Below are 23,994 nucleotides of genomic sequence, written 5' to 3'. Positions count from 1 at the left end.
GTCAGCGCCTGCCCACCAGCAGCGCCAGGGTGCCACTGCGTTGCCGCTCGCCGCTCTGCAACACCCGGCCGGTCGGGGCGGTGACCTCCTCGACGCACTCGCGCTTGCAGGACAGCTCCGAGCAGTCGCCGGTGAATCCCGCGTCCCGGGCGGCCTGGACGAGATCCATGTCCCGCATCGGGCCCCAGAAGGGCTCGTTGTTGTTCCAGGTGTCCCAGTCGATGAGGAACTGCACCAGCGGGTCCAGCCCCGCGTAGCCCGGGAAGTCGGCATGGATCATGATGCCGCCGGGGGCCAGCAGCCGGTGACACTCCTTCAGGACCGCGCGGACCGCGTCCGGTGGCATCTCGTGCAGCAGGATGTGTGAGACGACCAGGTCGAAGTGGCCCGAGGGGAACGTCGTCGCCTCGGCGTTCTGCTGCGAGAAGTGCACCTTCCTGCCGAGGGACTCCGCACGACCGTGGGCGTACCGGAGCAGGGCCGCGCCGACGTCGATGCCGTGCACCTCGGCGTCCGGGTAGGCCTCGACGTACGGCAGTGTCGAGTTGCCCACCCCGCATCCGACCTCCAGGATGCGGCGGGGACGGAAGTCCCGGTGCTCCTTCTTGAGGTAGTTGTTGACCACGGATTGGCCGTAGTCGTCGTTGAGCGCACCCATCTGGCCCATGGCGTACACGTAGACGCCCCGGTCGTAGAGGGCCCCGACGGTGAGGTCGTCCGGCGCGTACTCGCCCCGGTAGCCACCGGGCATGGCGTGGATGTCGATGCCCCAGAAGTACCAGGGCAGCGTGAAGGCGGGGTCGAGTTCGAGCGAGCCGAGCTTGCGCCCTGCGGCATCCGCCCGCGTCTTCAGGTCGTCGAGCTGGCGGGCGATGCTGTCCGACACCACGTTCCAGAGCAGATCCTGGCTCGCCCGGCGGACGGAGCTCCAGAGCTGGTAGTACGGCTCCGGTTCCATCGCCCGGCGCACCGTCTCCCGGTCCCGGGGCGCAACTCCCATCTCGCGCTGGTACCGGGGTGCCACGCGGTGCACGTACAGCTCCCGCACCCCGGGCGTCACGTCGGTGGAGATGTGCGACTTCAACGCCCGGACGAAGTTCTCCCGGGCGAGTTCGTCGTGGTTCTCCTGCGGCAACAGGCCGTGCCGCTGCTGTTGCTTCACTGTTCCTCCCCCACCTGCGTGAAGGCCCGTCGGATGACCTCCCGGTACGACTCCGGGGTCTCCTCCCGCACGATCTCCTCACGCCATTCGTAGAAGACCCGCAGCACGCGGGCGACGAAGGCCGCCGCCTCGGTGTCACGGACCTGCGCGTCCTGCGCGGAGACGGTGAAGTCGTCCACCGCGCCACGGTCCAGCACGCGCCGGTCGGCGAGCAGCTGTTCCAGCGTCATGACCCGCTCCCGGAGCACCCACACCTCGGACGAGAGGGTCACCAGCGTCGAGACGACGGCCTCCATGCCCGGCTCCGCGAAGAACTGGGGGCGTGCCCCCTTGGCCTTCTTGGGCAGCCGCTGCCCGGGCAGCGGCTGCGCCTGCTCCGGGCTGCCCACCCCGGGCCCACCGAACGCGCCGAGCGCCCGCAGGGTCTCGTTGGCGACCGTCGACGCGTCCGCGTCCGGATTCGCCGACTGGACGGCGGCGGCGATGGTACGGATGGTCCGCTCCGCCTCCTGCGCACCCTCGCAGCCGCACGAGCAGCCGTCGGCGTCGTCGCATCCGCCCGTCGTCGCGCCCGGGTCGGCCACCGCCCTGTCGTCGTCGCGGGCCGATTCGGTCGGCGTCGTCGGCGCGTCCTGCCCGACGCGACGGATGTCGATGCCCAGGCCCCGGGCGATGTCCGCCGCGTGCGGCGAGATCAGGTCACGCGGGCCCAGCAGGATCTCGCGCGGCTCCTGCGATCGGGCGACGTCCTCTATATCGACAGCAGTCCATACCCGACTCATGTGTCAACTCCTTCGGTGAGCACGCGGCGGCCCCGATCAGGCCTTCGTTCCACCCCGGGTCGCCCCGGTCGGCAGGATCGCCTCGACCTCGCCGTGCGGACGCGGGATGACGTGCACGGAGACGACCTCACCGAGCCGGGAGGCGCTGGCCGCCCCGGCGTCCGTGGCGGCCTTCACCGCACCGACGTCACCCCGGACGACCACGGTGACCAGGCCACCGCCGACGTACTCGGTACCCACCAGGACCACGGTGGCAGCCTTGACCATCGCGTCGGCGGCCTCGATCGCCGCGACCAGACCACGGGTTTCGATCATGCCGAGCGCGGACATCTGCAGGTCAGCCATGACAGTTCTCCTTCGAGAGTTCGTCGACGGGCGGGTGCCCGTCGTGTCCCCAGGGCCGTACCGGCCCCGAAGCGGTGGTGGATCACCGCCCGGTCAACTGCCGGGCGATGTGATGCACGAACACCTCCAGCGGCGAGTGCGCCGCCGGCTCCGGCCGGGCGGTCGACCCGGCGGGTCGCCCGCCGCCCGGCCCCGCCTGCGCGGCGGTCGGTCGGACACGGGTGGGCACGGCAGGCGGGCCGGCGGTCGGCTCCTGCGACCGTGGCCCCCGCGACGGATCACGCGGGGCCGCCAGCCCGGTCTCGGTCAGGCAGCTGGCGGCCAGTTCCTCCAGCGTGCCGCCCCGGTTGAAGCGGGGCAGTTCCCCCCGACCGGCCGCCAACCGTGCCCGCAGCGCGCGGGTGCCGTCGAGGTCGACGGCGCCGCCGGTGAGGACCACCCCGTACCGTCGGGCGCCCTCGGCGGTGACCAGGCCCCGCTCGACGTCGTGTCGAACCAGTTCGGGGTCCCGTTCGAGCGGATCTCCCCAGCCGCCACCACCCCAGGTCACGAAGTGCAGGAGGTCACCGGGGCGCACGGCGAGCCGATCGCACTTGGCCGGCACGACCTGCCGCGAGTCGTCAGGCCGCTCCAGGATCTTGGTCCCCCGTCCGCCCGGTTCACCGCCGAGCACCCCCCAGGGCTTGGTGAACCAACGGTCGTCGTGGATCGACACCTCGCCCGGTTCGAGGAACCGGTAGCCGACCCGGATGCCGTTGCCGCCCCGGTGCAGGCCCGCACCCCCGGAGTCCGGAACCGACTCGTAGGCTTCGATCCGCAGCGGGTAGTACGCCTCCAGGTACTCGTTCGGCACGTTGGTGAACGAGGGCCACATCGAGTGTCCGTCGAAGCCGTCGCCCACGGGCCGGGCGGGAACGCCCCCGAAGCCGATCTGGTAGAGCTGGAACCAGGTGCCGGAGCGGTCCAGCCCGGAGTACATCAGGTGCGGGCTGGAGGAGAAGCCGGCGGCGGCGAGGAACTCCGGCTGACACTGCCCGAGCAGTCCGGCCAGGACGTCGAAGAGCCGGCCCAGCGCGTGGGTACGGCACGAGATGGCCGCCGGCCGCCGGGGCTTGAGCAGGCTCCCCTCCGGGATCCGGACGTCGACCAGGGGATAGAACCCGTCGTTGAACAGGATCATCGGGTCGACTGCCATGATCGTGTAGACCCCGAAGAACATCCGCAGGACGTTCTCGTTGAGCAGGAAGTTGATCGATCCCTCGGCCTGCTCGCTGGTCCCGGTGAAGTCGAGCACCACCCGGTCGCCGTCACGCCACAGGGTGCAGCGGATCCGGAACGGCCCCTGACCGCGCCCGTCGTCGTCGACGAAGTCCTCGAAGGTGACCGGCTGCTCCGGGACGACCTGGCGGAAGAGCTTCGCCATCGCCTGCCGGTTGCGCTCCAGCAGCAGGTCGAGCGTCGACAGGTAGGTGTCCGCGCCGAACCTGTCGCACAGCTCGCGGACCCGGGTCTCGGCGGTCCGGCAGGAGGCCAGCACCGCGTTCAGGTCCGCCCGGTTCCAGCTGGGCAGGCGTACCTGGTTCAGGATCGTGTCGAGGAGTTGCTGGTCGAGCGTGCCGCCCCGCAGCAGCTTCACCGGCGGGACGATCACCCCCTCCTCGTGGATCGACACCGCGTCGGTGGGGAGGCTGCCGGGCACCTTGCCCCCGACGTCGCTCATGTGGCCGAACATCGCCGCCCAGCCGACCAGCGACCCCTCGAAGTAGATCGGCAGCAGCACCAGCCAGTCGTTGGCGTGGCTGATGGCGCCCTCGCAGGCGTAGGGGTCGGAGGTGAAGAAGACGTCGCCCTCCTCGACGGTGCCGTCGTATCCGGACAGGAAGCCGTCGATGAACGAGCCGAACTGACCGGCGACCATCCGACCGTGCCGGTCGGCGATCAGCGGGAAGGCGTCGTGCTGCTCCCGGATGCCGGGCGACATCGCGGTCCGCAGGACCACGGCGTCCATCTCGAACCGGGCGTTGCGCAGCGCATTCTCGACGATGTCGAGCACCGCGGTCTCGACCCCGACCGGACCCTGCGGACGTGGGGTCTCGACGATGACCGCGCTCATCGCGCCACTCCCTCCTCGGCGGGCAGGATGAGCAGGTTGCCCAGCCTGTCGACACGCGCGACGCAGCCCGGCAGGACCAGGCTGGTCGAATCCATCTCGACGACGATCGCCGGCCCGGGCAGTTCGTTGCCGGCCCGCAACGCCGTCCGGTCGTAGAGCGACGCCTCCTGCCAACCACCGTCGACGTACACCTGCTGCCGGCCGATCACCGCCCGGGACGCGTCACGGTCGCCCTGCTCGATCTCGACGGGCTTGATCCGTTCGGCGTCCGAGACCCCCACCGCCCGGATGTTGACGATCTCGTGCTGCTCGTCGAGGGCGAAGCCGAACAGCCGCCGGTGCGCCTCGTCGAAGCCGTGGCGCAGCTTGGGAAGCAGCGCCTCCCGTCGGGACGAGCCGACGTCGACGGAGACCTCGAAGCCCTGACCGTGGTACCGGACGTCCGCCTCGTACCGGATGGTGCGGGCCTGCGCGGGCACCTCGGCCCGGTCGAACTCCGCGCCGATCCGGTCCGCCAGCTCGGCGAACTCGCGCCCGAGGTGCTCCTCGTCAAGGTCGTCGAGCGGGCGTACCAGAGACTTGTTCGCCTCTGCCCGGACCCCGGTCGAGGCGTCTCCGTAGGCGCAGAGCACCCCCGGCGACTGGGGGATCACCACCGGCCAGGATCCGAGGAGCTTCGCCAGGGCGTTGACGTGCAGTGGGCCGGCACCGCCGAAGCCGAACAACGCGAAGCGCCGCGGATCGTAACCGCGCTGGACCGAGACCAGCCTCAGCGCACCGAGCATGTTCTCGTTGACGATGTCGACGATCGCGGCGGCGGCGGCCTCCACGGACACCCCGAGCCGGGACGCGACGGAGCCTACCGCTGCGCGGGCCTTGTCGACGTCGAGCGGCATCGCACCGCCCAGCAACGCGTGCGGGAGGTAGCCGAGCACCACGTTCGCGTCGGTGACCGTGGGCAGCACGCCGCCCCGACCGTAGGTCGCCGGGCCGGGCAGGGCACCGGCGCTGGCCGGTCCGACCCGCAGCGCGCCGGTCAGCTCGGGCACGTGCGCGATCGAACCGCCACCGGCGCCGACCGTCTGCACGTCGATGGACGGGGCCCGGACGGCCAGGTCGGCCACCGTCGTCTCGCGTCGGATGACCGGGGTGCCGTTCTCGATCAGGGCGACGTCGGTGGAGGTGCCGCCCATGTCCAGGGTGAGCAGGTCCGGGTGGCCGGCCGCCGGCCCGAGGGCCACCGCCGCCGCCACCCCACCGGCGGGACCGCTCATCAGCAGGCTGACCGGGATGTCCTCGGCCCGTTCGAAGGTCATCAGACCGCCGTCGGAGCGGAGCACCCGGCGCTCACCGACCAGCCCCTCGGCGGTCAGTTTGACGCTCAGGTTGCGCAGGTAGGAGCCGACACCGGGGCGGACGTAGGCGTTGGCCACGGTGGTCAGCGTCCGCTCGTACTCGCCCAGCTCGGGCAGGACCCCGGCGGAGGTGGAGACCGGCAGGCCGGGTGCCTCGGCCAGGGCGATCTCGGCCGCCCGCAGTTCGTGGGCGGGGTTGGCGTAGGAGTTGACGAAGCCGATGGCGAGGGCGTCCACCCCCCGCTCGACGAGGTGGCGGACCGCATCGCGCACGGCCGCTTCGTCCAACGGTTCGATCTCCTCACCCCGGGCGTCCAGGCGGCCCCCGACCTCGCGGACGTCCTCCAGCGCGACCAGTTCGGCCGGCCGGTCCCAGACGATCCAGCCGCCGAGTCCGCCCGGCACGAAGGATCTCGCGATGTGCAGGACCTGTCGGTAGCCGACGGTCACCACCAGGCCCACCCGGGCCCCACGCCGTTCCAGCACCGCGTTGGTGGCGACTGTCGTTCCGTGCAGGAACTGGCGGACGTCCGCCGCACGGGCCGCGGCGTCCGCGAGCACCCGGGTCACGCCTTCGAGCACCCCGACGGACTGGTCCTGGGGCGTCGAGGGCACCTTCGTCCGGCGGGTCCTCCCGGTCGCCTCTTCGATCAGAAGAACGTCCGTGAACGTGCCACCGACATCAACGCCTAGTCGGTACATCAGTGAACATCCTGCTTTCTCGAGTGCCGGTTTCGTCGGATATTCCAGCTTCTCGGTGGGCGTCCGGCTGGTCGCCCGGATGGGCGGGTGTCCCCGTCACCGCGGTGGCGGGGACACCCGCCCGGGCTAGCCGATGGAGATGTCGTAGTAGTTGACGTGACCCTGGGAGTAGCTCACGAACCCGGTCACGCTCTTCTTGAACACGTAGTACTTCTGGGCGTCGACCAGTGGGACGGCCGGCATGTCGCCCACCATGAAGTCGTTGACCTGCTTGACCAACGCCTCCCGCTCGGCTCCCGGCTGGGTTTCGAGGATCTTGCGGGAGAGACCGTCGAGCGTCGGTGAGCTGTAGTTCTGCAGGTTGGTCAGACCACCGGTGGAGTAGAAGACCTGCAGGTAGTAGGCGGGGTCGGGGATCAGCGGCGTGCTGGTGGCCAGCCAGGTCTGCAGCTTGCCCTCGCGTTTGGCGGTGTCGAAGTCCGCACCGGACGCCACGTTGTTCAGCTTCACGTCGATGCCGACCCTGGCCAGTTGCGACCGCAGCAGCACGGCCACCTGCTCGCTGTGCGCGCCGACGTTGGCCGCGTTGTAGGCCAGTTCCATCGGGAACCCGTTGGGCAGGCCGGCCTCGGCCAACAGCTGCTTGGCCCGGTCGACGTCGGTGGTCAGGGGCTGACCCGCCGCCGGCGCGCCGAAGTCGTCGTGCATGAAGTCGGTCGAGGCCGCCGAGAAGCCCTGGTACGCGGAGTCGACGATCGCCTTGCGGTCGATGGCGTACGACAGGGCCTGGCGGACCCGCTTGTCGTCGAAGGGCTTGGCCTTGAGGTTCGGCACCAGCACGTCGATGTTCGGGTAGAGCACCCGTTCGAGTCGTACGTCGCCGTTGCTCTTCAACGACGAGAGCTGGTCGAAGGTCATCGCCGTGGCGACGTCGACCTGGCCGCTCTGGGCCAACTGGAGCCGGTTCGACGTGTCGGCGACCGCCCGCACCACCACGTCCTTGACCTTGGGCACACCCCGGAAGTAGTTCTGGTTGGCGGTGAGCCGGACCTCCTTGCCCGGGTCGAAGGACCGCACCTGGTAGGCGCCGAAGGTGGCGGTGTTCTCCCCCAGCCATTTGTAGGCGAACGGGTCGTCGGCGGTGGCGTGCTTCTTGGCCTCCACCGAGTCGTAGATCGTCATGAAGAACGTGCTCAGGATCGTGACGCTCACCGCGTTCGGCTTGGCCACGTTGATCGTGAACGTCTTGTCGTCGGTGACGGTGATCGGGTTGGCGATGTCCCAGCCACCGACCCCCATCAGGATCTTGGCGATCGGCACACCGGTGCTCTTGACCATGCGGTCGACCGACCACTTCACGTCCTCGGCGGTCAGGGTGTTGCCGAACTGGCTCTTGGCCTCACGGAGCGTGAAGGACATCTGCTTGCCGTCCTCGCTCAGCTTCCAGGACTCGGCGAGCTCGGGTTCTATCTGGTCAGGTGTCTGGAGTGTCGTCGCGCCGGCCTCGGGCTTCTTGAAGCGCACGAGCGTTCCGGCGGTGTTCGGTAGCAGGTCGATCGAAATGAATCCCTGGTAGCGCTCGGAGTCGAGACTCGACAGGACCCCGGGTGCGGCGATGGTCAGGGTCCGGGCGTTGCCGGCGTCAGACCTCTGCGCGTCGTTGCCGCCGCAGGCCGCGGAGGCAAGGCTCGCCACGGCGAGCACTGCCACGGCCCGCACCCGCACGGAACACGTCCCCATGCCGATACCTCCAATTGTGTGCAAGCTTGCTTTGTCCACCGCAACGAACCTGGTAAAGCGGATAACACGAGGGATGCTTGTATACAACTTGGTGTGTGTCAAGACTCTTCCCAGGTAGATCCCACCGACCTACGCCGCACGACGGGACACGAACCGACCGGCGTCCTGACGACCGACGAACCGGCCGCGACGGGCGACGAGTTCACCCCGGAGGTAGACCGCGTCGATCCGTCCGGGCACGTGCCACCGCTCGAACGGCGTGTAGTCGCAGTCCTGCGTCATCGTCTGCGCGAGCACCACCGAGGCCGCCTGCGGATCGATCACGACGAGGTCGGCGTCCGCACCCGGCCGGATCACGCCCTTGGTCGGGTACAGACCGAACCGGCGGGCCGGACCGGTCGACACCACGTCGACGAACCGCTCCAGGCTCAGCCGGCCGGACCGCACCCCGTGCCCGTACAGCAGCGGCACGCGGTGCTCGATCCCGGGCGCACCGTTGGGGATCCGCCTGAAGTCGTGCACACCCAGGGTCTTCTGTCCGGCCATGCAGAACGGGCAGTGATCCGAGCTGACCACCGCGAGGGTGCCCTCCCGCAGCCCGCGCCAGAGTTCCTCACGGTGTTCGCGACCGCGCAGCGGCGGACTGACCACGTACTTCGCCGCCTCGAAGCCGGGCCCGTGGTACAGACCCTCGTCGAGCAGCAGGTAGTGCGTACAGGTCTCACCCGAGATCGGGCGCCCCGCCGACTGGGCCTCGGCGACGGCGGTGACCGCACCTGCGGTGGACAGGTGCACGAAATACAGCGGGGCGTCCGCCATGTTCGCGAGCATGATGGCACGCCGAACCGCCTCCACCTCGGTCTCGGGCGGCCGGGACAGCAGGTGACCCAACGGTCCGGTCTTTCCCGCCCGGATGAGCCGCTCGGCCAGGACATCGATGACGTGACCGTTCTCGGCGTGCACGCAGAGCGTCGCGCCCAGCCGGCTCGCCTCGGTGAGGACCGTGAAGAGCTGCCGTCGTCGAGCATGGCCAGGCCCTTGTACGCCATGAACACCTTGAAGCTGGTCACGCCGTCGGCGACCACCAGCGCCATGTCGGCCGCGAAATCCGGGTACGGCGACGTCACCGCCAGGTGGAAGCTGAAGTCGACGGCGGAGCGTCCGCCGGCGCGGCCCGCCCACCGGGCCAGCACCTCGGGCAGACGCTCCCCCGGCCGCTGGAACGCGTAGTCGACGTAGGTCGTGGTGCCACCCACCGCGGCGGCCCGACTCGCCGAGGCGTGGTCGTCCGAGGTGACGGCACCCATGAACGGCGTATCCATATGTGTATGCACATCGACGCCGCCGGGAATGATGATCTTCCCCCGCGCATCGAACGTCTCGACGTCCACCGATGGCGGAATCCTGCCGACCCTCTCGATGCGCCCCGACTCAATGAGCACGTCAGTGATGCGAGCGCCGTCCTCGACGACCACCGTCGCACCAACAAGACCGAACCTTCGCGGCATCTCTCCCCGATCTGAGCAGATGAGGAAACGCAGCTAGCAGGGCAACTCGGATGCTGGATCGTATACAAACCGTCAAGCCAGGCACAAGGAGAACATCCGCAGCGCGCAGGACCGGCGCCACCGCCCAGCCCGCCCGGCGGAACTGGTCCGACTGCGACGGCCACTGCGACGCGAGCCAGCGGCAACGCTTGCCATCGAAACCACAGTTGCATACAACAAGACACCTATGGTTGCTCAGCACGATCACCGACCCGGCACAAAACCGCATCTACCTCATGATATGCCAGGCAAGCCTGGACGCGGTCAACAAGATTACATACAATCCGACCCCAACGTGAAGGAGGCTACCGTGGCGCACACCGGCAAGCGTCGAGTCATCATCGAAGGGGTGCCCCAACGGGTGTGGCGGGAGGACGGACTGCCCTTCGGCCTCCTCACCCGGCACATCAACGGCGACCCGCAGACCGGCGCGCAGACCCTCGTCGTCGACGTGCCGCCCGGCTGGAGCATGCCGGAGCACTGGAACGCCGCCGACCTCGAACTCCTGGTCCGTGCCGGCGACCTGACCGTCGCCGGCCGGCAGTGCGGGCGCGGGCACTACCTGTTCCTGCCGTCCGGCACCGGCCTCGGTCCGATCTCGTCGGTGGGCGGCGCGAGCCTGATCTTCTGGAGCGACTCCCGGTTCGAGGTCCGCACGGGCGAGCCGCCCGCACCGACGAAACCGCTGAGCGAGATCGTCGACGTGTTCGACCCGGCGAACTGGTCGCCGGTGCAGGAGGCGTTCGCGGGCGTCACCGACACCAGCAGCCACGGCGACCTGGAGGTGCCCACCCAGTGCATCCGGCTGCGCAAGGTCGAGGACACCGGCAAGGACACCATCCTGTTCGTCCTGCCGCGCCGGTTCGCCAAGACCGCGCTGGAGTTCCACCACAGCACCGAGGAGATCTTCTTCCTCGACGGCTGGTGCGCCACCGACCCGGAGCACGTCTACCACGCCGGCGAGTACCTCTGCTGGGAGCCGGGAGTCATCCACGGCGTGGTCTCCGGCTGGGAGGCCATCTGCCTGTCCAAGCACCACGGCCCGCTCACCAGTCCCCAGATCCCGTTGGGTGCGACAAGCGTGGACGCCGAGCGGTGACGGCCCTGCCCGCCGGAGGCCGCCGGACAGCGGCCACCGACGCCGCTGCGGGCGCGCCGCGTCCGGGGTTCGTCATCCACCGCGACGACCTGGAGTACGAGTTGATCTCCAGCCTCAACCACAACGCGGAGGATGAGGGGTCGGTGCACCGCCTCGTCGACCGGCACCGGACAGGCGACCCCCGATGCGAGTTCCTCACCGGTGTCTACCGGATGGAGCCGGGCATGACGCACCCGCTGCACCTGCACGCCGCCTCGGCCGAGTTCTACTACGTCCTGTCCGGTACGGCACTGTTCACGCTCGCCGGCGAGCGGTTCGAGGCGGGGCCGGGCACCGCCATGTACATCCCCGCCGGTGTCAGCCACGCGATCAGGACCGGCGGCACGCACGGCATGGAACTGCTGTATTCCTTCAGCACCCCCGACCTACGAGGCATCGGCACCCGGTGGCTCTAGGCAGCACGCACGGCCGGCGGTCCGCCCACGTACACCCCGGTGGCAGCTGACGGTTCACCCGACCACGACACCCACCAGACAGCAGGACGAATCAGGCGACGTTGAGAGCGCCAGGCAACGAAGGAGAGTGCGGTGCGCAGCATCGAGCACTGGATCGGCGGGGCGTCCGTCGCCGGTAGCGAGTACACGACGGTGTACCAACCCGCGACCGGCGAGCCCCAGGCACAGGTCGCCGTCGGCGACCGCTCCGAGGTCGACCGCGCCGTCGCGGCGGCGGTGACGGCCCACCGGTCGTGGGGCGAGATGTCGCTGTCCCGGCGGACCAAGGTGCTGTTCCGGATGCGGGACCTGGTGGAACGGCACGAGAGCGACCTGGCCCGGCTGATCACCGCGGAGCACGGTAAGACGGTCGAGGACGCGCGCGGCGAGGTGATCCGGGGTCGCGAGGTGGTCGAGTACGCCTGCGGCATCCCGGAACTGCTCAAGGGTGCCTACTCCGACCAGGTCTCCACCGGCGTGGACTCGTACTCCCTGCGGGCGCCGCTCGGGGTGTGCGCGGGAATCACACCGTTCAACTTCCCCGTCATGGTGCCGATGTGGATGCACCCGATCTCCATCGCCTGCGGCAACACGTTCGTGCTCAAGCCGAGTGAGCGGGACCCGTCCGCGTCGAACCTCGTCGCCCAGCTGTACGCCGACGCCGGCCTGCCGGACGGGGTGTTCAACGTGGTGCACGGCGGCAAGGCCGCCGTGGACGCGCTGCTCGACCACCCGGACATCGCCGCCGTGTCCTTCGTCGGCTCCACCCCGATCGCACGGTACGTGCACGAACGCGCCGCCTCCTCCGGCAAGCGGGTCCAGGCGCTGGGCGGGGCGAAGAACCACGCCGTGGTGCTGCCCGACGCCGACCTGTCCGACGCCGCACGCCAGATCACCTCGGCGGCGTACGGCTCGGCCGGGCAACGGTGCATGGCGATCTCCGCCGTGGTAGCGGTCGGATCGGCCGGTGACGAGCTGATCGAGCTGCTCGACAAGGAGGTCGCCGCGATCGTGGTGGGTCCCGGCGACCAGGACGCCTCCCAGATGGGTCCGCTGGTCACCCGCGAGGCGCGTGAGCGGGTCATCACCGCCGTCGACGAGGCGGAACGGGCCGGGGCGACCCTGGTCGTCGACGGCCGGGGGCTGCGGGTCGACGGCCACGAAGGCGGATACTTCGTCGGACCGTGCCTGCTGGACCGGGTCACCCCCGGGATGTCCGCATATCAACAGGAGGTCTTCGGCCCGGTGCTGGTCGTGCTGCGGGCGGACACCCTGGACGAGGCCATCGAGATCATCAACTCCAACCCGTACGGCAACGGCACCGCGCTGTTCACCGCAAACGGGGCATCGGCCCGCCGGTTCGTCAGGGGCGTCACGGTGGGCATGATCGGTGTGAACGTCCCGCTGCCGGTCCCCATGGCCTACCACTCCTTCGGCGGATGGAAGGCGTCGCTCTTCGGCGACACCCACATCCACGGCCCGGAGGGGGTGGCGTTCAACACCCGGGGCAAGGTCGTCACCAGTCGGTGGCCGGCCCGGGCCGAGACGTCCCCCTCGGACCTCCGCTTCCCCACCGCCACCTGACATCCCTTCCCCTCACACCCACATCGCACAGCGCAATCGACGCCTGACCGGGAGGCCAGAGTCATCCTTCGCGGGTCGCCTGCGACACCAGCGTGCGGTCGGAGGGATCACGGTGGCGCGGTGGCAGGAGTCGGGTGGCGTCGACGGCGGCGAGCGGCTCGTTCGTGCCGGCGCTACGGGCGTGGCCAGCGGGAGCCGGTCGTCGTCGGGCTCGGTCACCGGTGGCAGTGGTGTGGGTAACCGCGGACGCCGTCAGTGGGGCACGCCGGTCGGAAACTCCTCGACGCCCAGCACGCGGAGCAGCTCAAGCCGCTCCCTGGCCTCGGCGTCGGCCGGGGTCAGCACCAGCAACTGCTGGCCGAGGTCGGGGGTGACCAGGGTTTCGCAGTCCATCGTGATGCGGCCCACGCGCGGGTGCACGAAGGTCTTGCGGTCGGCGCGGCGTACCGCCACCTCGTGCTCGGCCCACAGCCGCCGGAAGTCGTCGCTCGCCGCCCGCAACCGGTCGATCAGGCCGGTCACGATCGGGTCGCCGGCCCGCCGGCCGGCCACCGCGCGCAGGTCGGCGACCTGCTGGCGGGCGTGCCGCTGCCATTCCCCGGGGCCGTGGAGGTCACGGACGGCCGGGTCGGTGAAGTAGCGGTAGGCGACGTAGCGGCGGTCGCCGGTCAGCCCGGTGTGGTCGCCGCTGAGCAGGATCGACATGCGGTTCTGCGCCAGGACCTCGCCGAGGTCGGACAGGACCATGGCGGGGGTGTCGCCCACCAGGTCGAGTAGGCGGACCAGGCCGGCCCGGGCCAGGCGGGCGGTGCCCTCGGCGGGCGGCGGCTGGTGGCCGGCCAGGTGGAACAGGTGGTTCCGTTCGTCGTCGGTCAGACGCAGGGCCCGGGCCAGGGCGCCGAGCAGTTGCGTCGAGGGCTGGCTGCTACGGCCCTGCTCAAGGCGGACGACGTAGTCGACGGACATGCCGGCGAGCATGGCGACCTCCTCGCGGCGCAGGCCGGCGGTGCGGCGACGGGGGCCCTCGGCGATGCCGACCTCGGCGGGGCGGACGGCCTCGCGCCGACGCCGCAGGAAGTCGGCGAGTTGCTCACGCTGCATGCCTCCATGCTGCCCGGGGACCGGGCACCGAGCCAGGGAGCGGCGCTCCCACGACAAGCGCTCCGCTCCCGGCGGGCCGGAAAGCGGCGCAGGGTGGGGCCGGGGTCGACCGACGAGGGAGAGTTCGATGCGGGCACGCACGCTGGGTAACACGGGTCCCACGGTTTCCGCGGTGGGGCTGGGGGCGATGAGCATGTCGGGCGCGTACGGGCCGGCCGATCGTGGGGAGAGCGTCGCCACCGTGCGGGCCGCGCTGGACGCGGGGGTCACGCTGGTCGACACCGGCGACTTCTACGGCATGGGGCACAACGAGCTGCTGCTGTCGGAGGCGTTGCGGGGACGCGACCGGGACAGCTACCTGCTGAGTGTGAAGTTCGGGCAGCAGGTGGGGCCGGGCATGCGGTTCGCCGGTCAGGACTCCCGCCCGGACTCGGTGCGCAACTTCCTGAGCTACTCGCTGACCCGGCTCGGCGTCGACCACGTGGACATCTACCGGCCGGCCCGGCTCGACCGGTCGGTGCCGGTCGAGGACACGATCGGCGCGATCAAGGAGATGATCGACGCCGGTTACGTGCGGTACGTGGGGCTGTCCGAGGTCGACGCGGAGACCGTCCGCCGGGCGCACGCCGTACACCCGGTTGCCGATCTTCAGATCGAGTACTCGCTGCTGTCCCGGGCGGTCGAGGCCGACGTGCTGCCCACGCTGCGGGAGCTGGGCATCGGGCTGACCGCGTACGGGGTGCTGGGCCGTGGCCTGCTCTCCGGCAACTGGGTGCCGGGGCGGGCGGACGATCCGCGTAACCACGCTCCCCGCTTCTCCGCCGGGAACGTGTCACACAACCTCGCCCTGGTGGAGGCGTTGCGCCGGGTCGCCGACGCGAAGGGGTGCACGGTGGCGCAGTTGGCGGTCGCGTGGGTGGCGGCGCAGGACCCGTCCATCGTTCCGCTCGTCGGTGCGCGTACCCGGCAGCGGCTGGCCGAGGCGTTGCCGGCGCTGGACGTGGAACTGTCGGCCGGTGATCTCGAAGAGATCGAGGCGGCCGTGCCGAAGGGCGCCGCGCGCGGTGACCGGTACCCGGCGGCGTTCATGGCGAGCCTCGGCGTCGGCAACTAGGCCGCCGTGACCGGGCTGGAGGCACCGGCCGGGGTCGCCGGTCGACGGTCCCGACACCCTGAGATACGATACGGCACGTGGCGTATCGGAATGGAGAGTCTTCGGCGGCGCGCGGCCGACCGCGCGATGCCGACCTCGAGCGTCGGATCACCGCGGCCGTCCTCGAAATCCTCGCCGAGGACGGGTACGAGGACGTGACCTTCGAGGCGGTGGCCCGACGCTGCCAGACGTCGAAGGCCAGCCTGTACCGGCGATGGGGAGCCAAGCGGGACATGGTCATCGCCGCGGTGAAGGCAGGGCCCGCCCGGCACTCGACGTCCCCGCTACCGCGGGGGACAACCCTGCGCGAGGACCTCCTGGCCCTGGCCCGACGGCTGGAAGGCACGATGGCCGCCGCCGACATCGGCACGGCGCTGATGCTGCTCCAGGCCGGGCTCAAAGACCCCGAACTGTGCGACGCCATCGAGAGTTCCGCCGGCCCCACGGGGGCCAGGCTGCCGCAGGCGGTCATCGACGCCGCGGTCACCCGCGGCGAACTGCCCGCCGGTGCGAGCCCGTTCGCCTTCGACGAGGTCGTCGGATCGGTGCTGCTGCTCCGGCATGCGAACGGCCTCGCGGTCGACGACGCCTACCTGTCCGCACTCGTGGACACCGTGATCATCCCCGCGCTCGTCGCCTCCGCCACCAGCGGCACCGCGCTGCCCGCCGGCCTCTTCTCCGGCCACCCCGACACCCGCACCACCGACCCGATCCAGGAGGACTCGTGACCACACCATTCGTGATCGACAACTTCACCTACCGCACGCTCCCCGGCGACGCCTGCGTCGACCTCAACGTCGCCGTCGGCGGCCAGGGGCCGGCCGTCGTGCTGCTCCACGGCTTCCCGCAGACCCACTACATGTGGCGTCACGTCGCCGCGAAGCTCGCGACCGACCACACCGTCATCGTCCCCGACCTGCGCGGTTACGGAGCCAGCGGCAAGCCCGTCGCCGCCGACCCGGGCACCTACTCCAAACGCACGATGGGCAACGACGTGATCGCCATCGCCCGTCAGCTCGGCTTCGACCAGTTCGGGCTCGTCGGCCACGACCGCGGCGCCCTCGTCGCCGTCCGCACCGGGCTCGACCACCCCGAGGCGGTGCGCTACCTCGGCATCCTCGACGTCCTGCCGACCCTGGACACGTGGGCCGTCCTACAGGGCGTCAACGCCAAGGTCGCCTGGCACCTCTACCTCATGGCCCAGCCGGTCGGCCTGCCCGAGAAGATGATCGCCGCCGTCGGTCCCGAGTTCTTCGGCTCCTTCCTCGACGCCTGGGACCCCGCCGGCACCACCTTCACTTCCGACGAGCGCGACCACTACGTCGACAGCTCCGTCGCCGCGATCGACTCGATCGTGGCCGACTACCGCGCGACGGCCAGCATCGACCTCGACATGGACATCGCCGACCGTGAACGCGGCGCACACCTCACGATGCCCGTCGGTGTCATCTCCCAGGACTGGGGCTCCCAACTCGGCTTCGACGCCTCCGCGCTCTGGCGCGCGTGGGCCCCGGACCTCACCTACCAGGCCACCGACAGCGGACACTTCATGGCCGAGGAGAACCCCGACGAGATCGTCACGTTCATCACCGCGCTGGCCAGGCGCGCTCCTGACCCCGGGCACCGGAACGAGGAATGAGACCTGTCCCCGGGTCGAGTTGCCCGCCTGGCCGTACGAGAACCGACGCCCACGCCGCACACCACTGCGACGGCGGGGCGTGCCGCGGTGTCGACGCGGGCACGGACACCGGTGGCGGTGGTGTCTCAGTCGAGGTCGGCGAGGTCCAGCACGAAGCGGTAGCGGACGTCACCGCGTGCGAGCCGGTCGAAGGCCTGGTGGATCTGGGCGGAGGGCAGCAGTTCGATGTCGGCGGTGATGCCGCGCTCGGCGGCGAAGGCCAACAGGTCGGCCGTGTGCCTGGTGCCACCGGTGCCCGACGAGCTGAGCTTCTTGCGGCCGAAGCTCAGTTCCATGAGGTTCACCGAAGTCGTCATGGGGAAGCCGAGCACGCTGAGGGTGCCTTCGAGGGTCAGCAGCCGCAGCAACGGCGACAGGTCGTGCGGGCCGGAGATGGTGTCCAGGATGAGGTCGAAGCGGCTGACGGCCCGCGCGAGCTGGGCGTCGTCGGTCGTGACGAGCAGCTCGGTGGCACCGAGTTTACGGGCGTCGTCGGCCTTGTCGAGGGTACGGCTCAGTACGGTGACCTCGGCGCCGAGCGCGGCGGCGAGCTTGACACCCAGGTGGCCGAGGCCTCCGAGGCCGGCGACCGCCACCCGGCTGCCGGCACCGATTCCCACCTCGTGCAGCGGCTCCCACATGGTGATGCCGGCGCACATCAGCGGAGCGGCGCCGGCCGGGTCGAGGCCGGCGGGCAGCGGGTAGGCGAACTTCTCCCGCAGCACGTACTCGCGGCTGTACGCGCCCTTGGTGATGGTGCCGTCGAGCCGGTCGGGGCTGCCGTAGGTGCTGGTGGGTCGTTCGAGGCAGAAGTTCTCCTGGCCGACCTGGCACATGGAGCAGGCCCCGCAGGAGTCGACGAGGGTGCCGACGGCGACCTGGTCGCCGGGAGCGAAGCGGGTCACCTCAGCTCCGACGGCGGTGACCGTGCCGGTGAACTCGTGGCCGGGCACCACACCGGCGGCGTTCTTGTAGTGCGGCATCATGCCGCTGAGCAGGTGCAGGTCGCTGTGGCAGACGCCGCAGTAGTCGACGCGGACCGCGATGTCGTCGCTGCGCAGGTCCCGCCGCTCGAACGTCGCCCGTTGCAGGGCGACAGTGCCGTCCACGCTCTGCCAGCCGATGGTCGTCCTCATGGACATCCCCCTTTTAAACAAACTGTTCGGTCTGTTTCTAACGTAGCCAGCCGCCGCAGGGAAAGCAACCGACTCGTCGGTTTGCTAGACTGGCCCCATGTCCCCGGGCCCCGTAACTGCCAAAGGCGCAGCTACCAGTCGCCGCATCCTGGACGCCGCCGCCGACGAGTTCGCCGAACGGGGCATCGCCGGTGCCCGGATAGACCGCATCACCGCCACGGCACGCACCAACAAGGCCCAGGTGTACGGCTACTTCGGCAACAAGGACGGCCTGTTCGACGCCGTCATCGCCGACCGCGCGGACCAACTGTTGAGCGTGGTGGCGTTCGACGCCGACGACCTGCCCGCATCGGCGGTGGCGATGTACGACGCGAACCTGCGCGACCCTCAGCTGGTCCGGCTGCTCACCTGGCTACGCCTGGAACGGCAGCCCACCGGCAGCCTGGGCCGGGCCGCCGACCACCAGCCGAAGCTGACGGCGATCGCCCGGGCCCAGGCCGCCGGCCGGGTGCGCGCGGGCGACCCCTTCGACCTGTTCACCCTGGTCCTGAGCATGGCATTCTCCTGGTCGGCGGCCAGCATCGCCTACGCCGCGACCACCGACGAACCCGACGAAACCCACGAGCGGCGGCGCACCCTCCTGGCGGCGTGCGTCCGGGACGCGATCTCACCGGGCACAGCGCCACCGGACTGACCGATCCGCCGGCAGGCGTCGACGCCGCACCCCCGCAGCCGCGCCCCGCCCGCCGACAGGCTGCCGCTCGTTGATCAGCGGCCCGTCCAGCAACTGAGTTCCATGCCGTCCTCGACCGGGAAGTCGATGCTGACGTAGCCGTTGGCCGGGTCGCGGACGTAGGCCAGGTAATCGCTCATCGACTCGAACGTGGAGTCGTCGCCGACGACCAGGGCGCCCGGGGCGAGCCGGTCCTCGATCAGGCGCAGGACGGGCAGGCACATCTCCTTCCAGCCGTCGAGCAGCGCCAGACCGATCGGGCCGCCGACCGCGCCGAGAGTGGTCAGCGCGTCGCCCTCGAGCACGGTCACCAGGTCACTGAACCCGGCCTCCTCGATGGTGGCGCGGGCCGCCCTCACCTTGGTCGCACTGAGCTCGGTCGTCGTGACGTGCCCGGTCCCGTTGTCGCGCACGGCCGCGGCGAGGTAGAGCGTCGAGATCCCGTACGAGGTGCCGAACTCGACCACCGTCTGCGGTCGGGCCGCGCGGACCAGGGCGTAGAGCAGGTCGCCGCCGCGGGCCGAGATCGGCATGTAGATGTCTTCGAGCAGATCGGAACGTTCCTGGGGGGTGGCCGTGGGGGCGGGCCGACCCGGCGAGCGCTCATCGTCGCGCTCGGCCTCGGTGAACAGCCGGGCGATCAGGTCGCGGACCGCAGGGTCGTGCAGTGTCGTCGTCATGAGCGGTAGACTAGACGCAACGTTGCGTCTATGGAAGTGGCGGGTCTTGTAGCGTCTCCGAAGACGTGGATCTCACGGGAAAGACATCTCACGGGGAAGGAGCGCCCGATGCATCGCGGCAACCGGCACGGCCGCAGCGAGGCGGCCCGCGAGGCCGTGCTCCGGGCGGCGGACGACCTCGTCGCCGAGATCGGCTACGCCAGGGTCACCATCGAGGGCATCGCCGCCCGGGCCGGCGTCGCCAAGCAGACGATCTACCGGTGGTGGCGTTCCAAGACCGACATCCTGGTCGACGCGTTCACCGCCGACAGCGTCCAGGAGCTGACGCTGCCCGACACCGGTGCCTTCCGCACCGACCTGCGCGCCCACCTCGACGAACTGGTCCGCTTCCTGGAGGTGTCCGACTCGGGGGCGGTGTTCCGGGCCCTGGCCGGCCAGGCCCAACACGATCCCGACCTGGCCGCCCGGCTACGCGCAGAGGTCCTGCCACAGCTGCGCGCCCGCGACCGCATGCCGTTCGACCGGGCAGCGGCACGCGGCGAACTACCCGCCGACACCGACGTCGACCTCCTCGTCGACCAGGTGGTCGGGCCGATCCACTTCCGGGTACTGGTGACCGGCGAACCGGTGACACCCGCACTGCTGGACGCGCTGGTCACCAGGGCGGCCCAGCAACCACCGCGCGCGGCAGCCACCTAGAAGCGGCCCGCCGCACCGGCTGTCGGGGACCGGGCTCTCATCAGCGCCACGATCGCTCGGCTACGAGCCGCGTACGGCCTCCACCCCACGGCGGTTGCCAGACCCCGGGCACTGACCATGATTCGAATCGCCTGCCTCCAGGCACGCCAAGGCGACGTTGCCAGTGCGCTCCAGTCGGCACGAGCCGGTTCAGCCGACGCGGACGGCGTGCACTCCAGCCGGCTACAGGACGACCTTCGCGTCCTCCACAGGGCTTTCGAATCCGTCGCTGTAGAGCCCGCTCTCCAAGACGAGCTGGCAGCGATGCGCGCCCACTCGGCCGACGTGCCGAGTAGCAGATCTAGAAGCCTGTCCAGCCAGCCGGAGCCGACCCGTCGCGCAATGTGATCAGCCGATGCGTCAACTGTCGCTGTCGCTGCGCATCAGTGTCCGCCGACTGCGCCAACCACAACGTCATCCGCAACATGCGGATCTGCCGAAGTGCCGGCCACGCAGAGCCCAGGCGGACGTCATACCCGTAGGTCTCCGCAGACGTCGCGTACCCGTGCTCGGTGAACCATCCGCACTCGTAGTAGAGAGCGCTGAGGGTCGGATCCCACTCCGGTGGTCCGACACGCACGGCCTCCGGGTCCACGAATGCCCACCGACCACCGGAAGTCATGAGAAGGTTCTCCATGTGCGCGTCGCCGTGCAGCACCGTCTCCCCGAGCGCAAACGTCGTCTGCTCCCACTGTGCCGCGAGATGTTCGCGCTGCTCCCGCAGAAACGTCCGGTCCCTCACACCCAGAGCGGCAGCCCTGTCCAACTGCTCACCGAGCTTGGCAAACGGCGACAGGCGGGGGGCAGCAGCCCTGACGGCCGGGAGACGCCGTGTAGTTGGCGTAGACAGTCAGCAAGTGTCACCAGGTCAGCTGCGCGACCGTCCATCACGTCGGTCGTGCTCGAAGACCGGCGGTGTCAGACGATGGGCCCGGCCCGCAGTTACGGCGTCACCACGATCTTGCCCGCCGCCGTTCCCTGCTCCAGGTACCGGTGGGCCTCGACGATGTCGGCCAACGTGAACACCCGGTCCACCGCCGGTCGCAGCACGCCGGTGCGGATACCGGCGGTCAGGAACGCGGCGACGCGCCGGGCGGTCACCGGGTCGACCATGTCCGCGATGCTCATGTAGCGGTGGATGGTCAGGGACGGATTCGCCGGGAACGACGCCGGCCGTGGGTCCAGCCAACCCACCGTGGCCAGGGTCCCGCCGAGCTTCGCGGCCAGCGACAGTTCGGCCAGGCCCGGGCCCATGACGGCGTCCAGGATGATGTCGACGCCCACTCCCGCGGTGTGCTGCCGGGTGGCCTGCGCGACGTCGTCCCGGTCGGTGGCGATCACCGCGGCGGCCCCGGCGGCCACCAGGCTGTCCACCTTGGCGCTGTGTCGGGTGACTGCGATCGGGACCGCGCCGATCTGGTTGGCGATCTGGATCGCGGCCCGCCCGACACCGCCCGACGCCGCGGTGATCAGGATCTGGTCCCCGGGTCGCATCCCGGCCCTCTCCACCAGCGCACCGTAGGCGGTGAAGTACGACACCCAGAGCGCCGCCGCGTCGACGGGCTCCAGCCCGGCGGGCCGTAGCACCACCCGGTCGGCCGGCAGCGTGGTGTACTCGGCGTACGCGCCTGTGGTCTCGAAGTCGGGGATCGCCCCCAGGATGACGGGGTCGCCGACGGCCAGTCCGGTCACTGCGGACCCGACCGCGTCGACCACACCGGTTCCCTCGACGCCCAGCCGCGCGTGCGGCAGCCGCACGGGCCGCGGGGACTGCCCGGCCCGGACCATCTGGTCGAGCGGGTTGACGGCGAAGGCTTCGATCCGTACGCGCACCTCGTCGGCTGCGGGCGCGACGACCGGCTCGTCGACGATGCGCAGCACGTCCGGACCGCCGGTCTCGTCGAACACGACCACTCGTGGCATGAAAGGCTCCCTGTGCTCCTGATGGGCTTCACCGGAAACGCTACGGAGCCGATAGGAACCTGCTGGTACCTTTCGACCTTGTGCACAACTCCCCCGGTCAGGTCTTTCTCGCCGACTGCCCCACCCGCCTGGCGGTGGAGATCATCACCGAGAAGTGGGCGGTGATCGTGCTGTTCGCGCTCAGCCGGCAACCCCGACGCCCCGGTGAACTCGCCCACCTCATCGGCGGCATCTCCCACAAGGTCCTCACCCAGACCCTGCGCCGTCTACAGGGATACGGCCTGGTCGAACGCCGCGCCTACGCCGAAGCGCCCCCACGCGTCGAGTACAGCCTCACCCCACTCGGGCAGACCCTGGTCGAGCCGATCAGGGTCCTGACCGACTGGGCCCGCGACCACGGCGAAGCCATCGTCGACTTCCAGGAACAGAACGCGCACTGACGCACCCGTCCCGCCGAGGAGATCGAGACGACTCCGGCCGGCCGGTGCGCCGCAGCGAGAGCCACGTCGACGAGGGCAACTGATCGCCACCGGGCGTCGTCGCGCCGTCGGTGACCGGTTGCCAGCGGATCTCCCCGGCGCTAGGTTGACCATCTATCGACAGACGTCTACATAATTGTCGGGGGTCACATGTCCACGTCGGTCACCCGCCGCACCGTGCTGGCCGGCGGCGCCGGCGCCGCCATCGGCCTCGCGCTGCCCGGCGCCGCCCACGCCGACGGCCACCACTCCACAGGCGTCAGCTTCACCCTCAACGCCACGACGCTCGACGGTGGCGAACAGGTCACCTCGGTCACCCTCGACACCGGCCGGCTCGGGCCGATCGACCCCGCCGGGCTCGACACCGGCACGTTCACCGTGCACGCCAGGGCCACCAGCCCGATCCCGATCGCTCCCGGCGACCTGATCTTCAGCGAGTACGACCTGGACCGCACGGTGACCGCAGCCCGGCTCGACCGGCAGGGAAACATCGTGCTCGACCTGAGCCACGGCGAAGGCCAACTCGGCGGCGGCACCCTCGGCTACATCCTGAGCAGGGGTCGCAACGTCCGGCTGGACCTCGTCTACACCATCACGCAGAACACCCCGCTCGCCCGGCGTCACGGCCCACCCGTCACCGTCACCAGCTTCGTCCAGGGCCGGCTGTCGAACCCCGAGGTGGACGCGTTCAGCCACCACGTCTCGGGCTCGGGCATGAAGTACCGGCTGTACTCCCCGAAGCGTTCACCGCGCCGTGGCCGGCGACCGCTGATCCTCTGGCTGCACGGTGCCGGCGAGGGCGCCTCACTGCCCGACGGCTACTACGACAACGAAACCACGCTGCGCGCCAACCGCGGCGCGTTGGGCTTCGCCACCCCGCAGGCGCAACGGATCTTCTCCGACGCGTACGTCGTCGCCCCGCAGAGCACCTCCTACTGGATGCAGGACGGTCCCCGGTTCGCCCCGCTGATCGCCGACATCGTCGAGGACCTCGTCCGCCGCGAGCGCGTCGACCCCGACCGGATCTACGTGGTCGGCTGTAGCAACGGCGGATACATGTCCCTGAAGATGACAGTCGCCTATCCCGACCTGTTCGCCGCGTCGGTGCCGATCTGCGGCGTCGTCGAGCCACTCGGCGGGGAGGGCCCCCCGCTGATCACCGACGCGGAGCTGGCGGCGATCCACACCCCGACCTGGCTGGTCACCTCGCTCGACGACGACACCGTGCCACCGGAGACCAACACGATCCACGCCCACGACCTCATCCCGGGATCCCTGGTCACCCTCTACGACCAGGTCGTCTGGAACGGCTACCGGTTCCCCGGTCACTTCTCCTGGATCTACGTGGCCCGCAACGACCCGAGCCTCGACGACACCCACCTCTGGCAGTGGATGGCCCGCCGTCACCGCTGATCGGCCGCATCCGCACCCGCAGCCAGCGGTACGGCTC

The 23,994-nt window shown here is 70.2% G+C and carries 24 protein-coding genes; 12 read left to right on the top strand and 12 right to left on the bottom strand.

Features of this window, described 5'->3' with window-relative positions:
- Nucleotide 1: 1 nt before the first annotated feature.
- From Q2K16_RS32535 to Q2K16_RS32505, 7 genes are all read right to left on the bottom strand, one after another.
- Nucleotides 2-1,162, bottom strand: coding sequence for a class I SAM-dependent methyltransferase (locus Q2K16_RS32535; RefSeq protein ID WP_302742525.1), 1,161 nt, complete (start codon nucleotides 1,160-1,162; stop codon nucleotides 2-4).
- Nucleotides 1,159-1,944 (bottom strand): hypothetical protein, encoded by a 786-nt coding sequence (locus Q2K16_RS32530; RefSeq protein ID WP_302742524.1) that lies wholly within the window; start codon nucleotides 1,942-1,944, stop codon nucleotides 1,159-1,161. The genes Q2K16_RS32535 and Q2K16_RS32530 overlap by 4 nt, the downstream gene beginning before the upstream one ends.
- Nucleotides 1,945-1,980: 36 nt before the next feature.
- Complete coding sequence (eutM, locus tag Q2K16_RS32525) at nucleotides 1,981-2,280, bottom strand: ethanolamine utilization microcompartment protein EutM (protein ID WP_117230296.1); 300 nt, start codon at nucleotides 2,278-2,280, stop codon at nucleotides 1,981-1,983.
- A gap of 91 nt (nucleotides 2,281-2,371) precedes the next feature.
- Nucleotides 2,372-4,402 (bottom strand): hydantoinase B/oxoprolinase family protein, encoded by a 2,031-nt coding sequence (locus tag Q2K16_RS32520; RefSeq protein WP_302742522.1) that lies wholly within the window; start codon nucleotides 4,400-4,402, stop codon nucleotides 2,372-2,374.
- Nucleotides 4,399-6,459 carry a hydantoinase/oxoprolinase family protein gene (locus tag Q2K16_RS32515; protein WP_302742521.1) on the bottom strand — a complete coding sequence of 687 codons (2,061 nt, stop codon included), beginning with the start codon at nucleotides 6,457-6,459 and terminating at the stop codon, nucleotides 4,399-4,401. The genes Q2K16_RS32520 and Q2K16_RS32515 overlap by 4 nt, the downstream gene beginning before the upstream one ends.
- 126 nt (nucleotides 6,460-6,585) lie before the next feature.
- Nucleotides 6,586-8,199 carry an ABC transporter substrate-binding protein gene (locus Q2K16_RS32510; protein WP_302742520.1) on the bottom strand — a complete coding sequence of 538 codons (1,614 nt, stop codon included), beginning with the start codon at nucleotides 8,197-8,199 and terminating at the stop codon, nucleotides 6,586-6,588.
- Nucleotides 8,200-8,328: 129 nt separating this feature from the next.
- Nucleotides 8,329-9,180 (bottom strand): amidohydrolase family protein, encoded by an 852-nt coding sequence (locus Q2K16_RS32505; protein WP_302746694.1) that lies wholly within the window; start codon nucleotides 9,178-9,180, stop codon nucleotides 8,329-8,331.
- Nucleotides 9,181-9,225: 45 nt separating this feature from the next.
- Here Q2K16_RS32505 and Q2K16_RS32500 point away from each other — a divergent pair, with 45 nt between their 5' ends.
- The 5 genes from Q2K16_RS32500 to Q2K16_RS32480 all read left to right on the top strand — a co-directional run bounded on the left by Q2K16_RS32500 (nucleotide 9,226) and on the right by Q2K16_RS32480 (nucleotide 12,923).
- On the top strand, nucleotides 9,226-9,429 hold the full coding sequence (locus tag Q2K16_RS32500; protein WP_302746703.1) for a hypothetical protein: 204 nt from the start codon (nucleotides 9,226-9,228) through the stop codon (nucleotides 9,427-9,429).
- A 98-nt stretch (nucleotides 9,430-9,527) separates the two neighbouring features.
- Nucleotides 9,528-9,722, top strand: coding sequence for a hypothetical protein (locus tag Q2K16_RS32495; RefSeq protein ID WP_302742519.1), 195 nt, complete (start codon nucleotides 9,528-9,530; stop codon nucleotides 9,720-9,722).
- 334 nt (nucleotides 9,723-10,056) lie between these two features.
- A complete protein-coding gene (locus Q2K16_RS32490; RefSeq protein ID WP_302742518.1) occupies nucleotides 10,057-10,845 on the top strand; it encodes a hypothetical protein in 789 nt (262 codons plus the stop codon).
- Nucleotides 10,842-11,300, top strand: coding sequence for a dimethylsulfonioproprionate lyase family protein (locus tag Q2K16_RS32485; protein WP_302742517.1), 459 nt, complete (start codon nucleotides 10,842-10,844; stop codon nucleotides 11,298-11,300). The genes Q2K16_RS32490 and Q2K16_RS32485 overlap by 4 nt, the downstream gene beginning before the upstream one ends.
- Before the next feature lie 132 nt (nucleotides 11,301-11,432).
- A complete protein-coding gene (locus Q2K16_RS32480) occupies nucleotides 11,433-12,923 on the top strand; it encodes a CoA-acylating methylmalonate-semialdehyde dehydrogenase (protein ID WP_302742516.1) in 1,491 nt (496 codons plus the stop codon).
- A 252-nt stretch (nucleotides 12,924-13,175) separates the two neighbouring features.
- On the opposite strand, the gene Q2K16_RS32475 is transcribed toward Q2K16_RS32480, so the two are convergent.
- Nucleotides 13,176-14,024, bottom strand: coding sequence for a helix-turn-helix transcriptional regulator (locus tag Q2K16_RS32475; RefSeq protein WP_302742515.1), 849 nt, complete (start codon nucleotides 14,022-14,024; stop codon nucleotides 13,176-13,178).
- A 127-nt stretch (nucleotides 14,025-14,151) separates the two neighbouring features.
- Between Q2K16_RS32475 and Q2K16_RS32470 the strand changes: the two genes are divergently transcribed.
- The 3 genes from Q2K16_RS32470 to Q2K16_RS32460 all read left to right on the top strand — a co-directional run bounded on the left by Q2K16_RS32470 (nucleotide 14,152) and on the right by Q2K16_RS32460 (nucleotide 16,816).
- On the top strand, nucleotides 14,152-15,138 hold the full coding sequence (locus Q2K16_RS32470) for an aldo/keto reductase (protein ID WP_302742514.1): 987 nt from the start codon (nucleotides 14,152-14,154) through the stop codon (nucleotides 15,136-15,138).
- Nucleotides 15,139-15,215: 77 nt separating this feature from the next.
- A complete protein-coding gene (locus Q2K16_RS32465) occupies nucleotides 15,216-15,905 on the top strand; it encodes a TetR/AcrR family transcriptional regulator (RefSeq protein ID WP_302742512.1) in 690 nt (229 codons plus the stop codon).
- Nucleotides 15,902-16,816, top strand: a complete 915-nt coding sequence (locus tag Q2K16_RS32460; RefSeq protein WP_302742511.1) for an alpha/beta fold hydrolase — start codon at nucleotides 15,902-15,904, stop codon at nucleotides 16,814-16,816. Before Q2K16_RS32465 ends, Q2K16_RS32460 begins: the two co-directional genes overlap by 4 nt.
- Before the next feature lie 125 nt (nucleotides 16,817-16,941).
- On the opposite strand, the gene Q2K16_RS32455 is transcribed toward Q2K16_RS32460, so the two are convergent.
- Nucleotides 16,942-17,991, bottom strand: a complete 1,050-nt coding sequence (locus Q2K16_RS32455) for an NAD(P)-dependent alcohol dehydrogenase (protein WP_302742510.1) — start codon at nucleotides 17,989-17,991, stop codon at nucleotides 16,942-16,944.
- Between the two features lie 97 nt (nucleotides 17,992-18,088).
- On the opposite strand from Q2K16_RS32455, the gene Q2K16_RS32450 reads away from it, so the two are divergent.
- The gene (locus Q2K16_RS32450; RefSeq protein WP_302742508.1) at nucleotides 18,089-18,685 is read left to right on the top strand and encodes a TetR/AcrR family transcriptional regulator; all 597 of its coding nucleotides are present in this window, start codon (nucleotides 18,089-18,091) and stop codon (nucleotides 18,683-18,685) included.
- 74 nt (nucleotides 18,686-18,759) lie between these two features.
- Here Q2K16_RS32450 and Q2K16_RS32445 read toward each other — a convergent pair whose 3' ends face one another.
- Nucleotides 18,760-19,404: an O-methyltransferase gene (locus tag Q2K16_RS32445; protein ID WP_302742506.1), complete on the bottom strand. Its 645-nt coding sequence runs from the start codon at nucleotides 19,402-19,404 to the stop codon at nucleotides 18,760-18,762.
- 108 nt (nucleotides 19,405-19,512) lie between these two features.
- Between Q2K16_RS32445 and Q2K16_RS32440 the strand changes: the two genes are divergently transcribed.
- Nucleotides 19,513-20,103 carry a TetR/AcrR family transcriptional regulator gene (locus Q2K16_RS32440; protein ID WP_302742505.1) on the top strand — a complete coding sequence of 197 codons (591 nt, stop codon included), beginning with the start codon at nucleotides 19,513-19,515 and terminating at the stop codon, nucleotides 20,101-20,103.
- Nucleotides 20,104-20,443: 340 nt separating this feature from the next.
- On the opposite strand, the gene Q2K16_RS32435 is transcribed toward Q2K16_RS32440, so the two are convergent.
- Together Q2K16_RS32435 and Q2K16_RS32430 are read right to left on the bottom strand one after the other, a co-directional pair.
- Nucleotides 20,444-20,884, bottom strand: coding sequence for a phosphotransferase family protein (locus tag Q2K16_RS32435; protein WP_368052531.1), 441 nt, complete (start codon nucleotides 20,882-20,884; stop codon nucleotides 20,444-20,446).
- 200 nt (nucleotides 20,885-21,084) lie between these two features.
- On the bottom strand, nucleotides 21,085-22,065 hold the full coding sequence (locus Q2K16_RS32430; RefSeq protein WP_302742501.1) for a zinc-dependent alcohol dehydrogenase family protein: 981 nt from the start codon (nucleotides 22,063-22,065) through the stop codon (nucleotides 21,085-21,087).
- An 80-nt stretch (nucleotides 22,066-22,145) separates the two neighbouring features.
- Here Q2K16_RS32430 and Q2K16_RS32425 point away from each other — a divergent pair, with 80 nt between their 5' ends.
- Both Q2K16_RS32425 and Q2K16_RS32420 read left to right on the top strand, forming a co-directional pair.
- Nucleotides 22,146-22,505 carry a winged helix-turn-helix transcriptional regulator gene (locus Q2K16_RS32425; RefSeq protein WP_302742499.1) on the top strand — a complete coding sequence of 120 codons (360 nt, stop codon included), beginning with the start codon at nucleotides 22,146-22,148 and terminating at the stop codon, nucleotides 22,503-22,505.
- A gap of 189 nt (nucleotides 22,506-22,694) precedes the next feature.
- Nucleotides 22,695-23,957 carry a prolyl oligopeptidase family serine peptidase gene (locus Q2K16_RS32420; protein ID WP_302742498.1) on the top strand — a complete coding sequence of 421 codons (1,263 nt, stop codon included), beginning with the start codon at nucleotides 22,695-22,697 and terminating at the stop codon, nucleotides 23,955-23,957.
- Nucleotides 23,958-23,994: the final 37 nt, after the last annotated feature.

Origin of the sequence: Micromonospora cynarisoli (assembly GCF_030518815.1) — a bacterium.
GTDB lineage: Bacteria > Actinomycetota > Actinomycetes > Mycobacteriales > Micromonosporaceae > Micromonospora > Micromonospora wenchangensis.
The sequence above is the reverse complement of the archived record's forward strand: the minus strand, read 5'-3'. Positions and strand labels throughout refer to the sequence as shown.

Excerpts from the sequence above, each read along its gene's own strand:
- Q2K16_RS32500 (WP_302746703.1), top strand. The coding sequence starts at position 9,226 with ATGGCCAGGCCCTTGTACGCCATGAACACCTTGAAGCTGGTCACGCCG.
- Q2K16_RS32495 (WP_302742519.1), top strand. The coding sequence starts at position 9,528 with ATGCACATCGACGCCGCCGGGAATGATGATCTTCCCCCGCGCATCGAA.
- Q2K16_RS32520 (WP_302742522.1), bottom strand. The coding sequence starts at position 4,402 with ATGAGCGCGGTCATCGTCGAGACCCCACGTCCGCAGGGTCCGGTCGGG.
- Q2K16_RS32445 (WP_302742506.1), bottom strand. The coding sequence starts at position 19,404 with ATGACGACGACACTGCACGACCCTGCGGTCCGCGACCTGATCGCCCGG.
- Q2K16_RS32450 (WP_302742508.1), top strand. The coding sequence starts at position 18,089 with ATGTCCCCGGGCCCCGTAACTGCCAAAGGCGCAGCTACCAGTCGCCGC.
- Q2K16_RS32515 (WP_302742521.1), bottom strand. The coding sequence starts at position 6,459 with ATGTACCGACTAGGCGTTGATGTCGGTGGCACGTTCACGGACGTTCTT.
- Q2K16_RS32420 (WP_302742498.1), top strand. The coding sequence starts at position 22,695 with ATGTCCACGTCGGTCACCCGCCGCACCGTGCTGGCCGGCGGCGCCGGC.
- Q2K16_RS32440 (WP_302742505.1), top strand. The coding sequence starts at position 19,513 with ATGCATCGCGGCAACCGGCACGGCCGCAGCGAGGCGGCCCGCGAGGCC.
- Q2K16_RS32470 (WP_302742514.1), top strand. The coding sequence starts at position 14,152 with ATGCGGGCACGCACGCTGGGTAACACGGGTCCCACGGTTTCCGCGGTG.
- Q2K16_RS32530 (WP_302742524.1), bottom strand. The coding sequence starts at position 1,944 with ATGAGTCGGGTATGGACTGCTGTCGATATAGAGGACGTCGCCCGATCG.
- Q2K16_RS32510 (WP_302742520.1), bottom strand. The coding sequence starts at position 8,199 with ATGGGGACGTGTTCCGTGCGGGTGCGGGCCGTGGCAGTGCTCGCCGTG.
- Q2K16_RS32475 (WP_302742515.1), bottom strand. The coding sequence starts at position 14,024 with ATGCAGCGTGAGCAACTCGCCGACTTCCTGCGGCGTCGGCGCGAGGCC.
- Q2K16_RS32455 (WP_302742510.1), bottom strand. The coding sequence starts at position 17,991 with ATGAGGACGACCATCGGCTGGCAGAGCGTGGACGGCACTGTCGCCCTG.
- Q2K16_RS32430 (WP_302742501.1), bottom strand. The coding sequence starts at position 22,065 with ATGCCACGAGTGGTCGTGTTCGACGAGACCGGCGGTCCGGACGTGCTG.